11 protein-coding genes and 1 tRNA gene are annotated in these 12,127 nt (G+C 69.7%); 4 read left to right on the forward strand and 8 right to left on the reverse strand.

The window, feature by feature from the left end; all coding sequences use genetic code 11:
• Window positions 1-23 precede the first annotated feature (23 nt).
• Window positions 24-1,961, forward strand: coding sequence for an acyl-CoA dehydrogenase family protein (locus ACKOB8_RS13395; RefSeq protein WP_526378023.1), 1,938 nt, complete (start codon window positions 24-26; stop codon window positions 1,959-1,961).
• Here ACKOB8_RS13395 and ACKOB8_RS13400 read toward each other — a convergent pair.
• Window positions 1,958-2,254, reverse strand: a complete 297-nt coding sequence (locus ACKOB8_RS13400; RefSeq protein WP_526378025.1) for a hypothetical protein — start codon at window positions 2,252-2,254, stop codon at window positions 1,958-1,960. The genes ACKOB8_RS13395 and ACKOB8_RS13400 overlap by 4 nt on opposite strands.
• A 67-nt stretch (window positions 2,255-2,321) precedes the next feature.
• Window positions 2,322-2,397: transfer RNA gene (locus tag ACKOB8_RS13405), tRNA-Asn, on the reverse strand.
• Window positions 2,398-2,513: 116 nt separating this feature from the next.
• On the opposite strand from ACKOB8_RS13405, the gene ACKOB8_RS13410 reads away from it, so the two are divergent.
• Window positions 2,514-2,768: a hypothetical protein gene (locus ACKOB8_RS13410; RefSeq protein ID WP_526378027.1), complete on the forward strand. Its 255-nt coding sequence runs from the start codon at window positions 2,514-2,516 to the stop codon at window positions 2,766-2,768.
• Between the two features lie 5 nt (window positions 2,769-2,773).
• Here the strand turns inward: ACKOB8_RS13410 and ACKOB8_RS13415 are convergent, their stop codons facing one another.
• The 3 genes from ACKOB8_RS13415 to ACKOB8_RS13425 form a co-directional block, all read right to left on the reverse strand.
• A complete protein-coding gene (locus tag ACKOB8_RS13415; protein WP_526378029.1) occupies window positions 2,774-3,073 on the reverse strand; it encodes a DUF7155 family protein in 300 nt (99 codons plus the stop codon).
• Window positions 3,074-3,134: 61 nt separating this feature from the next.
• The gene (gene dnaG, locus ACKOB8_RS13420) at window positions 3,135-5,051 is read right to left on the reverse strand and encodes a DNA primase (protein ID WP_526378031.1); all 1,917 of its coding nucleotides are present in this window, start codon (window positions 5,049-5,051) and stop codon (window positions 3,135-3,137) included.
• Window positions 5,052-5,060: 9 nt separating this feature from the next.
• Entirely contained in the window at window positions 5,061-6,350 is a 1,290-nt protein-coding gene (locus tag ACKOB8_RS13425; RefSeq protein WP_526378033.1) for a deoxyguanosinetriphosphate triphosphohydrolase, read from the reverse strand.
• Window positions 6,351-6,423: 73 nt separating this feature from the next.
• Here ACKOB8_RS13425 and ACKOB8_RS13430 point away from each other — a divergent pair, with 73 nt between their 5' ends.
• A complete protein-coding gene (locus ACKOB8_RS13430) occupies window positions 6,424-8,427 on the forward strand; it encodes a TPM domain-containing protein (RefSeq protein ID WP_526378035.1) in 2,004 nt (667 codons plus the stop codon).
• Between the two features lie 7 nt (window positions 8,428-8,434).
• Here ACKOB8_RS13430 and ACKOB8_RS13435 read toward each other — a convergent pair whose 3' ends face one another.
• Window positions 8,435-9,829, reverse strand: a complete 1,395-nt coding sequence (locus tag ACKOB8_RS13435) for a glycine--tRNA ligase (RefSeq protein WP_526378037.1) — start codon at window positions 9,827-9,829, stop codon at window positions 8,435-8,437.
• 110 nt (window positions 9,830-9,939) lie between these two features.
• Here ACKOB8_RS13435 and ACKOB8_RS13440 point away from each other — a divergent pair, with 110 nt between their 5' ends.
• The gene (locus ACKOB8_RS13440) at window positions 9,940-10,398 is read left to right on the forward strand and encodes a Fur family transcriptional regulator (protein WP_526378100.1); all 459 of its coding nucleotides are present in this window, start codon (window positions 9,940-9,942) and stop codon (window positions 10,396-10,398) included.
• 4 nt (window positions 10,399-10,402) lie between these two features.
• On the opposite strand, the gene ACKOB8_RS13445 is transcribed toward ACKOB8_RS13440, so the two are convergent.
• Window positions 10,403-11,314: a decaprenyl diphosphate synthase gene (locus ACKOB8_RS13445; RefSeq protein ID WP_526378039.1), complete on the reverse strand. Its 912-nt coding sequence runs from the start codon at window positions 11,312-11,314 to the stop codon at window positions 10,403-10,405.
• Window positions 11,277-12,095, reverse strand: a complete 819-nt coding sequence (recO, locus tag ACKOB8_RS13450) for a DNA repair protein RecO (RefSeq protein WP_526378041.1) — start codon at window positions 12,093-12,095, stop codon at window positions 11,277-11,279. The genes ACKOB8_RS13445 and recO overlap by 38 nt, the downstream gene beginning before the upstream one ends.
• Window positions 12,096-12,127: the final 32 nt, after the last annotated feature.

The raw sequence follows: 12,127 nt of genomic DNA on the forward strand, positions 1-12,127 counted from the left end.
CCCGGGTGGGTTATGAACAGGTGATGACGAGCACCGCCGATACCGCGCGGCACCTGCAGAACGCTCTCGACGGGCGCTGGCGTGACACCAAGAACATGATCCGCGAGAAGTTCACCAAGGAGATCTTCCGCCCGCACTTCACCCCGACGACGTCCATCGCCCGCAACCGGGTCAATCAGCAACTGAAGATCATCGCCGCCGCGGGAGCCGCCGAGGACGGATTCAAGAAGGACCACGGCGGCACCGGTGACGTCGGCGCCGCCGTCACCAAGATCGAGATGCTGGCGATGTCCGATCTGTCGCTGATGGTCAAGGCCGGCGTCCTGTGGGGCCTGTTCGGCGGGGCGATAGAGAATCTCGGCACCGAGCGCCACCACGAGACCTACGTGCGTCCGCTGATCACCCTGGACCTGCTGGGCTGCTTCGCGATGACCGAGACCGGGCACGGCAGCGACGTGCAGTCCATCGAGACCACCGCGACCTACGATCCCGGCACCGAGGAGTTCGTCATCCACTCGCCGACCCCGCAGTCGCGCAAGGACTACATCGGCGGCGCCGCGGAAAGCGCTCAGGTCGCGGCTGTCTTCGCACAGCTGATCACCGGCGGCGAGAACCACGGTGTGCACTGCATCGTGGTCCCGATCCGCGACGAGAACGGCAACGATCTGCCCGGGGTGACCACCTCGGACTGCAACTACAAGGGTGGACTGCCCGGCGTCGACAACGGCCGGATCATGTTCGATCACGTTCGCGTACCTCGCGAGAACCTGCTCAACAAGTACGCCGATGTCGCACCGGATGGCAGCTACACCTCGCCGATCGACAACCCCAGTCGGCGCTTCTTCACCATGCTGGGCACCCTGGTGCGCGGTCGGGTGACCGTCGGCGGCAGCGCAGCCGCGGCGGCGCGGGTGGCCCTGGACATCGCCGTTCGCTACGCGTTGCAACGCAGGCAGTTCAAGGCGCCCGGCGAGGAGCGGGAAGTCCTGCTGATGGACTACCTGATGCATCAGCGCCGTCTGCTGCCGCTGGTCGCCAAGTCCTATGCGCTGCAGTTCGCGCAAAACGAACTGGTGGCCAAGTGCCACGACGTCCAGACCGCCGACCACCCCGAGGCCGAGGATCAGCGCGAATTGGAGTCCCGCGCAGCCGGAATCAAGGCGATCAGCACCTGGCACGCCAGCGCCGCGATCCAGGAGGCCCGCGAGGCCTGCGGCGGCGCCGGCTACCTGGCGGAGAACCGCATCATCGAACTGCGCGCCGACACCGACGTGTTCACCACCTTCGAGGGCGACAACTACGTGCTGCTGCAATTGGTCGCCAAGCAGCTACTCACCGGCTACAACGACGACATCAAAGGCATGAGCCCGTTCGAATGGGTCCGCTTCGCGGCGAACTTCGCCGGTGACCGGGTGGTCAAGCGCACCGCCGCCGAGACCATCATGCAGACCATCCTCGACAACCGGAAGGACAACGAGGAGGAGGGCAGCCTGTTCAACCGCGGGACGCAGGTCACGATGTTCGAGGACCGCGAGCGGTATCTGCTGTCGTCGCTGGCGCGACGGCTGCAGCGCCGGTCGAAGACGATGTCGGCCTTCGACGCCTTCAACTCGGTGCAGGACCACGTCATGCACACCGCGCGGGCGCACATCGAACGCACCGTCCTCGAGGCGTTCATCGCCGGGATCGCCTCCTGCGAGGATCCCGAAGCCAGACGCATCCTGGAGATGGTGTGCGACCTCTACGCGCTGTCGGTCATCGAGGAGGACAAGGCCTGGTTCATCGAGCACCGCTTCCTGTCCACCGAGCGGGCCAAGGCGGTCACCCGCGGCATCAACGAACGCTGCCGAACGCTGCGTCCGCACGCCGAGACTCTCGTCGACGCCTTCGGAATCCCCGAACAGCTGCGCTACGCCGAGATGCTGCACCCGGAGAACATCCCGGCGCCCACCGGCGCCTAGGGCCAGCTGCTGGTGTCGGGCAGGGTGTCGCCGATGTCGTAGGGGTTGTTGGCCAGATACCCGACGCAGAGCCCGACCCGGCCGGGCAGGCACGGCCCGCCACCGATCGTGGGAGAGCCGTTGTCGACGATCTGCCAGCAGTTCCCCGAGTTGGGGTCGGCGAGGTAGCCGGCCGCGCAGTTCTGACCGGGCGTCGCCGGAGGGTGCGGCAGGGCCGGTGCGGCCGCCGCCGGGGCCACGGCGATCAGAGCCGTGCCGACGGCGAGGGCGCCGCTGAACGCCGCGTGCTGCACGAGCCGGTACCAGGCGTTAATTCAGGGCTCCCTCGGTCGACGGGCTGGACGCCAGTCTAACCGGGCTTGGCTCCCCCGGCTGGACTCGAACCAGCAACCGTCCGATTAACAGTCGGATGCTCTGCCAATTGAGCTACAGGGGACCGCTCCCGCCGAACACACGCGCGGGCCGGAACGAGACTTTAGCCTACTGGAGCCGGACGCCGCCAAACGCGGCCTGGCCGGACTTCCCCGGACACTGTCAGGCAGGATGGTCCGCGTGATCCGTTATCTGGCCGTGCTGGCGGCGGGCTACGTGCTGGGAACCAAGGCGGGCCGCGCCCGCTACGAGCAGATCGCGGGCACCTACCGCGCGCTGACCGGCAACCCCGCGACCCGGTCCATGATCGAGGCCGGTCGCCGCAAGATCGCCGAGCGGGTATCGCCGGACCCGGTGGTGGTCACCATCACCGAGATCGACACCGGGATCGACCGGATCAACTCCGGCGTCGCCCAGCCCGAGCGACCCGCGTAGCAGTATCAGCCGATCGGCACGTTGATGGTCTGGCCTGGCAGCATCGGCCCGGTGATGATGCCCACCCCGGGATTGCCGACGCCGGCAGGTCCGTAGATACCCAGGTTCGGCGTGCCGACGTAGGACGGCGATCCGTTGGAGTAGCTCAAGCAGGTCCCCTCGTCGCGCGACCCGAACCACGCCAGGCACTGACCCGGCCCCGCACCGGCGGTCGGCGCGGCGGCGATCAAGGGCGCGACCACCGACGCCGCCACCACCACAGCCCGAACAGCTCTAGCCGCGCTGCGATGACGCGTGGGTGCCATGTCGGACCTCATCCCCAGCCTGCCGGAAAACCCTGACCTGTCGACTCTAGCCCAGGACGAGTCAGGCCGTCAGGTCGTCGCCGCTGGCCTGCTCGAGCAGACTGCGCCGGTATGCCTCCAGCGCCACCAAGTCACCGAACAGGGCGTGGTACTCATCGCCCTGTTCCACCGGGGACATGCGCTGCAGTTTGGACTTGACCTCGGCGACCTGGCGGCCCACCCAGACCTCCTGCAGTCGGGCCAGCACACCGGCGATGTAGCGCGGCATCCGCTCGTCGTCGCCGACCCGGATCACCTCCACGCTCAGTTCGCTGATCAGCGCCTGGTCGGTCGCCGCACCGTGCTCGCGGACCTGTTCGATCCAGCCTGCGCCGCCGGGCGCCGCGGACACCCCGCCCGCCGCGGCGATCGCGGCGCGCACCCCGGCGTAACCGGGATGGGTGAAGTTCTCCGCAGCCAGCGCGTCGAAGACGGGGCCGGCCAGGGCCGGGTACTGCAGCGCGGCCTTGAGCGCCTCGCGCTGCGGCCACAGGGTGGGATCGCGCGGATCGGGCTGACCGGAAGAGGCCGGAGCGCCCTCGGCGGGCCGGCGGGTGACGCCGCGCTGATCCGGCTTGCGGCCCGCCGTCGCGCGTACCCGTCCGAGCACCTGAGCCACGTCGTCCCAGCCGACCCAGCCGGCGAGCTGGCGGGCGTATTCGTCGCGCAGCGCGGGATCCTTGATCTGGGCGACCATCGGCACGCAGCGGCGCAGTGCGCTCACCCTGCCCTCGGCGTTGTCCAGATCGTATTCGGCCAGCGCGCTGCGGATGGCGAACTCGAACAACGGGGTGCGCCGCGCGACCAGATCGCGCAGCGCGCCGTCGCCGCCGCTCAACCGCAGATCACAGGGATCCATCCCGTCGGGGGCGACCGCGACGAAGCTCTGTCCGGCCAGGTTCTGTTCCCCGGCGAAAGCCTTCAGCGCCGCCGCCTGCCCGGCGGCGTCACCGTCGAAGACATAGATCAGTTCGCCGCGAAAGAACTTGTCGTCCATCATCAGCCGGCGCAGCATCGCCAGATGCTCGTCGCCGAACGCGGTGCCGCAGGACGCCACCGCGGTACCGACCCCGGCCAGGTGCATCGCCATCACGTCGGTGTACCCCTCGACGACGACAGCCTGATGTCCCTTGGCGATGTCCCGCTTGGCGCGGTCGATGCCGAACAACACCGAGGACTTGCGGTACAGGACGGTCTCGGGGGTGTTGACGTATTTCGCTTCGATCGGATCGTCGTCGAAGATTCGGCGGGCGCCGAACCCGAGGGTCTCGCCACTTGCGCCGCGGATCGGCCACAGCAGACGCCGGTGGAACCGGTCGATCGGCCCGCGCCGACCCTCCCGGGACAACCCGGCGGCCTCGAGTTCGGCGAACTCGAAGCCCTTCCGGATCAGGTGCCTGGTCAGTGAGTCCCACCCCGACGGCGCGAACCCGCAGCCGAATTCGTGCGCGGCGGCGGCATCGAAGTTCCGTGCGCTCAGGAACTGGCGCGCCGGAGCGGCCTCCTCGGACTCCAGCGCCGCCTGGTAGAACTCCCGGGCGGCCGCGGTGGCGGCGACGAGGCGGCTTCGGCTGCCGCGGTCGCGCTGTGCGCTGGTGCCGCCGCCGCTGTAGGTCACCGCATAGCCGAGCCGATCGGCCAGCGTCTCGACAGCCTCGACGAAGTTGACGTGCTCGATCTTCTGCACGAACGCGTAGACATCGCCACCCTCGCCGCAGCCGAAGCAGTGGAAGTGGCCGTGGTTGGGCCGGACGTGGAAGGACGGCGACTTCTCATCGTGGAACGGGCACAAGCCCTTGAGCGAATCGGCGCCCGCTCGCCTCAGCTGGACGTAGTCGCCGACGACGTCCTCGATGCGGATCTGTTCGCGGATGGCGGTGATGTCGCGGTCGGAGATGCGGCCCCGGCGAGCACCGTCCCCGCCCGCCGCAGCTGCCACCGGCACAGTCTAGAGCCCATCGGCGACGGAAAGCGCCGTGCCGTCCAGTCGCTCGAGGCGTCCCTCGGTGCAGGCCGCGATCTGGTCGGCGACCACCCGGATCCGCGCGGCGTCGTCGGGGGCCGCCTCGAAGGCGGGGGCGAGCAGCGCGTCCAGCGTCGCCGGGGCTCCGGCGAGCAGGCGATTGGCGACCCGGTGGATGCGTTCCCGTTGACCGGCCTGTACTTCCAGGTGCCGCGGATCGGACATGATGAACTGCAGTGCAAGGGTTTTGAGTACGATCACCTCCGCCCGCACACCCGCCGGAACGACAAGGTCGGCCTGGTAGCGGACCAGCGGCGCCGGGCCGGCTCCCCGCAGCGTCTCGGTGACCGCGGCCGAGGCGAAACGACCGACCAGTTCACTGGTCAATCGCTTGAGGGCGACCGACGCGCTCAGCGTGCCGTCGTAGCTGCCGACGGCGGCGACGACGGGCAGCCGCGAGAGCCGCAGCGCGGCCTCCTCCAGTTCGCCGGCCGCAGGACCCGTGCCCCCCGCCGGGGCGGCGCCGAGCCGGGCCAGTGTGGCGGCGGCATCGCGATCGGCCAGGACCCGCAGGTCGATCCGCCCGGAGATGACACCGTCCTCGACGTCGTGGACCGAGTAGGCGACGTCGTCGGCCCAATCCATCACCTGCGCCTCCAGGCACGGCCGCGCGGGCGGGGCGCCGGCCCGGACCCAGTCGGCGAGCTCGCGGTCGTCGGCGTAGAAGCCGAACTTGCGGCCGGCTCCACCCCGCGGCCACGGGTACTTGCTGACGGCGTCCAGCGCGGCGCGGGTGAGGTTCAATCCGACGCTGCGGGCGGCGGGAACGGGCTCGGCGAGAACCTTGGGTTCGAGCCTGGTGAGAATCCGGAAGGTCTGCGCGTTGCCCTCGAAGCCGCCGCACGGCGCGGCGAACTGGTCCAGCGCATGCTCGCCGTTGTGACCGTAGGGCGGGTGACCGATGTCGTGCGCCAGCCCGGCCAGGTCGACCAGGTCCGGATCGCAGCCCAGCGGCACCGCCATGCCCCGGCCGATCTGGGCGACCTCCAGCGAGTGCGTCAATCGGGTCCGCGGATTGTCGCTCTCTCGGGGTCCGACCACCTGGGTCTTGTCCGCCAGCCGGCGCAGCGCCGCGCTGTGCAGCACCCGGGCGCGGTCACGGGCGAAGTCGGTGCGGTGCTCGGTGGTGGTTCCCGGCAGAGCCGCGGTCTTGGCCGGCTCGGCCACCACCCGCTCACGGTCGGATGGGGTGTAGCGGTCCTGTTGATTCATCATCGCTCCGGGCACAGTCTGCCAAGTTCTGCTGGCCGGGCGTTGCGGGTCCGGCCGTTGCCCTACATTGGCCAGCATGGGACTCGCCCGACTGCCCCGACTGCTGGCCGCGATGGCGGCCGTCGCGGTCCTGTTTGCTCCGACGACCGCCGCCGAGCCGCCGTTCCGGCTGCCCGATTACGTCACCGACAACGCGGGGGTGCTCTCCGAGCGGCAACTCGAGTCCGTCCAGCAGGCCGTCGACCAGCTCTACCGCGACCGCCGGGTCCGGTTGTGGGTGGTGTTCGTCGACTCCTTCGCCCCGCAGGGTGCGGTGACCTGGGCCCAGCAGACCCGCACCGCCAGCGACCTGGGCGAGGAGGACGCCATCCTGGCCGTCGCGACCGGGCAGCGTTCGTATGCCTTCCTGGTGCCCGCGGCCGCGGCCGGGGGCAGCTCGACGAAAGTGGACGACATTCGCCGCGACCGCATCGAACCGGCCCTGCGCGACGACGACTGGGCCGGAGCGGCCACCGCGGCCGCCACCGGCCTGGCCGCACTCGGTCCGGGCGCAGGCTCCACCGGCGCCGGGGGCGGCGGGTCGCTGGCGGGGCTGCTGATCTTCGCCGGGATCGGGCTGCTCGTCATCGCCGCGATGGTGCTCTGGAGCCGTCGGCGCCAACGCCGGCGGCGCGAGGCCGACGTCGCCGCCGCACGGCAGGTCGACCCCACCGACCCGGCCGCTCTGGCGGCGGTACCCCTCGACGCCCTCGATGAGCTGTCCCGCTCGATCGTGGTCGACGTCGACAACGCGGTGCGAACCAGTGCCAACGAGTTGACCCTGGCGGTCGAGGAGTTCGGCGAGGCCCAGACCGCGCCGTTCGCCGCCGCGGTGGAAAGCGCCCGCACCACGCTCAAGCAGGCGTTCGCCGTTCGCCAGAAGCTCGACGACGACGTCCCCGAGCCGCTGCCCGAGCGCCGCGATCTGCTGACCCGGGTGGTGGTGTCCGCGGCCAAGGCCAACCGAGAGCTGGAGACTCAGACCGACGCCTTCCACCAGATGCGCGACCTCGTGCTCAACTCCCCCGAGCGTCTCGACGCCCTGACCCGCCACATGGTCGACGTGTCCGCGCGGGTGGAACCCTCCCAGCAGCGGCTCGCCCAGTTGCACGACGAGTTCGCCGAGTCGGCACTGGCGTCGGTCACCCGCAACGTCAACGCCACCAGGGAGCGCCTGAGTTTCGCCGACCAGGCGATCACCCGGGCCCGGGAGCTGTCGGCCAAGCCGGTCGCCGGAGAGGTCGGCGAGCTCGTCGACTGCATCCGGGGCGCGGAATCCGCGCTGCAGCAGGCCAACACGATGCTCGACGCGGTGGACAGCGCCGCCAGTGACATCCGCCGGGCGGTGGCCGGACTGCCCGCGGCGATCGAGGACATCCAGCGGGGCATCACCGAGGCGGGCGCGCAGCTGGCCCGCGGCGGGCTGGACACGGCAACCGAGTTGTCGAGCGTGCGCGACAGAGCGGTCAAGGCCGTCAGCGCCGCCCAGGCCGACGGCGCGGCCGACCCGCTGGGGGCCTTCACCCAGCTGACGTCGGCCGACGCCGAGCTGGACCGGCTGCTGGCCGACGTCGCCGAGGCACGCGAGGTGGCCGAACGCCTCAGCCGTTCCTACGATCAGGCGCTGTTCACCGCCCAGTCCCGGGTGCGGGCGGTCTCGGACTACATCGACACCCGCCGCGGCAGCATCGGCCCGGAGGCGCGCACCCGGCTCAACGAGGCGACCCGGCAGCTGGAAGCGGCTCAGTCCAAGAAGGACACCGCCATCACCGAGGCCATCGCGCACGCCAACGGCGCCTCCCTGCTGGCCGCCCAGGCCCAGCAGTTGGCCAACAACGACGTGCTGGCCGGCCAGCGCGCCTACCAGGCCCGCGGCGGCCGGCAGTCCGACATGGGCGCGGTGATCGGCGGGATCATCCTGGGCAATGTGCTCTCCGGCGGATTCGGCGGCGGGCGCGGCGGCGGTGGCGGCTGGACCTCGACCACCTACGGCGGTTCGCCGGGTGGGGGCGGGATGTTCGGCGGCGGCGGCCGGTTCTGAGGGTTCCTCAGCCGCCCAGCCGGGCCGCAAGATAGCCCGCGACGGCGTCCAGGCCGACTCGCTCCTGGGTCATCTCGTCGCGCTCGCGGATGGTGACCGCATGATCCTCCAGGGTGTCGAAGTCGACGGTCACGCAGAACGGGGTGCCGATCTCGTCCTGGCGGCGGTAGCGGCGACCGATCGCGCCGGCGTCGTCGAACTCCACGTTCCAGTTGCGGCGCAGTTCGGCGGCCAAATCGCGCGCCTTGGGGCTGAGGTCCTCGTTGCGGGAGAGCGGCAGCACCGCGGCCTTGACCGGCGCCAGCCGCGGGTCCAGCCGCAGCACCGTGCGCTTGTCCACACCGCCCTTGGCGTTGGGCGCGGTGTCCTCGGCGTAGGCGTCGACCAAAAACGCCATGAACGAACGGGTCAGGCCGGCTGCGGGCTCGATGACGTAGGGGATGTAGCGGCTGTCGGAGGCCTGGTCGTAGTAGGACAGGTCGGTTCCGGAGTGCGTGGAGTGGGTCTTGAGGTCGAAGTCGGTCCGGTTGGCCACACCCTCCAGCTCGCCCCAGGGGTTGCCCTGGAATCCGAACTTGTACTCGATGTCGACGGTGCGGTCGGAGTAGTGCGACAACTTCTCCTTCGGGTGTTCGTACAGCCTGAGATTGTCCGGGGCGATGCCGAGGTCCACGTACCACTGCAGCCGGGTGTCGATCCAGTACTGGTGCCAATCGCGGGCGGTGTCGGGTTCGACGAAGAACTCCATCTCCATCTGCTCGAACTCACGGGTGCGGAAGATGAAGTTGCCCGGGGTGATCTCGTTGCGGAAGCTCTTGCCGATCTGGGCGATTCCGAAGGGCGGCTTTTTTCGTGAGGTGGTGACCACGTTGGCGAAGTTGACGAAGATGCCCTGAGCGGTCTCGGGTCTCAGGTAGTGCAGCCCCTCCTCGCTCTCGATCGGACCGAGGTAGGTCTTGAGCATCATGTTGAACTCACGCGGCTCGGTCCACTCGCCCTTGGTCCCGCAGTCGGGGCAGACGATCTCTGTCATCGGGACCGACTCCGGGTCGGACAGGCCTTCCCTGGCCCCCTTCTTCTCGAAGTGCGCCTCCTGCATGTGGTCCTGGCGGTGACGCTTGTGGCACTGCAGGCACTCCACGAGCGGGTCGTGGAACACCTCGACGTGCCCCGAGGCGACCCACACCTCGCGCGGCAGGATGATCGAGCTGTCCAGACCCACGACGTCGTCGCGCGCGGTGACCGTGGCAAGCCACCACTGTCGCTTGATGTTTTCCTTGAGTTCGACACCCAGCGGGCCGTAATCCCACGCCGAGCGGGTCCCCCCGTAGATCTCTCCGCAGGGAAACACCAGGCCGCGGCGCTTGGCCAGATTGACCACGGAGTCGATGACGGAGGCCACTCGCGCTCCTTCGCTGTAGGGAACCGCCCAAGCCTAAGCGACACCACATTCCGGCTGTGACACCCGTCGACCCGCGCACCACGGCGGACCGCTAGGGTGGCCGCACAGGGATCCCCCTTTCCAGTGGGTTTCCCGCGCACCCAGGGGGTGAGGATACGAGCGAGCGGCGTTCGGTCGGCGCCGGCGTTCGCGCCACCCGGCAGCGTGCGGCGGTGGTCGCACTGCTCGAGGCGGTGGATGGATTCCGCTCGGCGCAGGAGCTTTTCGACGAGTTGCGCCACCGCGGCGAGAACATCGGGCTGACCACCGTGTACCGCAACCTGCAGGCGCTCGCGACGGCCGGACTGGTCGACGTGGTCCGCAACGACAGCGGTGAGTCGGTGTACCGCCGCTGCGCCGGCGAGCAGCACCATCACCATCTGGTCTGCCGGCACTGCGCGTGCGCGGTGGAGGTCAGCGCAAGCGAAGTCGAGTCCTGGGCGGCAGCCGTCGCTGCCGATAACGGATTCTCCGAGGTCAGCCACACCATCGAGTTGTTCGGTACCTGTTCGGACTGCCGCGGCGGCTGAGTATTCAGGCGCGCCCGAATCTGCGGTTGCGCTGGACGTACTCCTCGCAGGCCGCCCACAGGTCGCGGCGGTCGTAGTCCGGCCACAGCTTGTCCTGGAAGACGTACTCGGCGTAGGCGGCCTGCCACAGCATGAAGTTGCTCGAGCGCTGCTCGCCCGAGGTGCGGATGAACAGGTCGACGTCGGGGATGTCGGGACGGTGCAGATAGTCCGAGATCGTGGTCTCGTCGACCCGCTCGGGATCGATGCGGCCGGCGGCGGCGTCGCGGGCGATCTGGCGAGCGGCTTCGGCGATCTCCGCGCGCCCGCCGTAGTTGACGCAGTAGTTGACCGTGATGACCCGATTGTTCACGGTCATGTCCTCGGCGATGTCGAACTCCTTGATGACACTGCGCCACATCCGAGCCCGGGATCCGACCCAGCGCATCCGGACTCCCATCGCGTTGAGGTTCTCGCGGCGCCGGCGCACCACCTCCCGGTTGAAACCCATCAGGAAGCGGACTTCCTCGGAGCTGCGCTTCCAGTTCTCGGTGGAGAACGCATAGACGGTCAGGTGCTTGATGCCCAACTCGATGGCACCGCAGGTGATGTCGATGAGCACCGCCTCGCCCATCTTGTGACCCTCGGTGCGACTCAGGCCGCGCTGGGTGGCCCACCGTCCGTTGCCGTCCATGACGATGGCGACGTGCTCGGGCAGTTGGTCGGCCGGGATCGCCGGGGGCACCGCCCTGGAGACGTGCTGGGGAGGGCGACAGGGGCCCCCGCCGGGTGCGGACGGCAACTGCGGGAACACCACCGGCCACGACGAGGTGTCGGGGAAAACCGGGTAGCTCTCGGGCGCCGGCGGCAGCTGCGGAAAGTGCTCCCGTCGCCTGCGCTCAGCTCCCCGCCAGGAGCTGGTCACCCGATTGACCATGGGGGACATCCTGCCTGAACACCCCCTGCCCGTGGTCGGCGGGCAGCGAAGAGAAACGCTCCACCAGTGGCAACGTCCGCAACCGGCGTTCCAGGTGCCACTGCAGGTGAGCGGCGACCAGGCCGCTGGCATGGTTGCGGTGCGCCGCCGAGGAGGACTCCGCCACCGCCCAGTCGCCGTCGTGCAGCGCCGTCATCAGATCCAGCACCGGCTGCGGCGGGGTCGTCGAACCCGACGGGCGGCAGTGGGTGCACACGCTGCCCCCGGCGGCGACGTGGAACGCGCGGTGCGGTCCCGGCGCAGCGCACCGCGCGCATTCGGTCAGCGCCGGCGCCCAGCCGGCGATACCCATGGCGCGCAGCAGGTAGGCGTCCAGCACGAGTTCGCGGGGACGAAGGCCGTCGGCCACCGCCCGCAGCGCGCCGACCGTGAGCCGCTGCAGCACCGGAGCCGGCGCCCGCTCCTCCCCGGCGAGCCGCTCAGCGGTCTCCAGAATGGCGCAGGCACAGGTGTAGCGGCCGTAATCGCGGACGATGTCAGATCCCAGGGCGTCGATCGAGACCACCTGGGTGACGATGTCGAGATTGCGGCCGGCGTGGAGTTGGACATCGACATGGGCGAACGGTTCCAGCCGGGAGCCGAACTTGCTGCGGGTGCGGCGAACCCCCTTGGCGACCGCACGGACGAGCCCGTGGTCGTGGGTCAGCAGGGTCACGATCCGGTCGGCCTCGCCGAGCTTGTGCTGGCGCAGCACCACCGCCCGGTCCCGATACAGCCGCATCAGACGAGTCTGACACCCGTCTGCGACATCGT

The sequence above is a fragment of the Mycobacterium sp. genome (assembly GCF_046091765.1).
Taxonomy (GTDB): Bacteria; Actinomycetota; Actinomycetes; order Mycobacteriales; family Mycobacteriaceae; genus Mycobacterium.

What these genes read in the sequence shown, in the direction of transcription:
- ACKOB8_RS13395 (WP_526378023.1), top strand. Translation starts at nt 24, where the DNA reads ATGACGAGCACCGCCGATACCGCGCGGCACCTGCAGAACGCTCTCGAC.
- ACKOB8_RS13415 (WP_526378029.1), bottom strand. Translation starts at nt 3,073, where the DNA reads ATGGCACCCACGCGTCATCGCAGCGCGGCTAGAGCTGTTCGGGCTGTG.
- ACKOB8_RS13425 (WP_526378033.1), bottom strand. Translation starts at nt 6,350, where the DNA reads ATGATGAATCAACAGGACCGCTACACCCCATCCGACCGTGAGCGGGTG.
- ACKOB8_RS13430 (WP_526378035.1), top strand. Translation starts at nt 6,424, where the DNA reads ATGGGACTCGCCCGACTGCCCCGACTGCTGGCCGCGATGGCGGCCGTC.
- ACKOB8_RS13445 (WP_526378039.1), bottom strand. Translation starts at nt 11,314, where the DNA reads ATGGTCAATCGGGTGACCAGCTCCTGGCGGGGAGCTGAGCGCAGGCGA.
- recO (WP_526378041.1), bottom strand. Translation starts at nt 12,095, where the DNA reads ATGCGGCTGTATCGGGACCGGGCGGTGGTGCTGCGCCAGCACAAGCTC.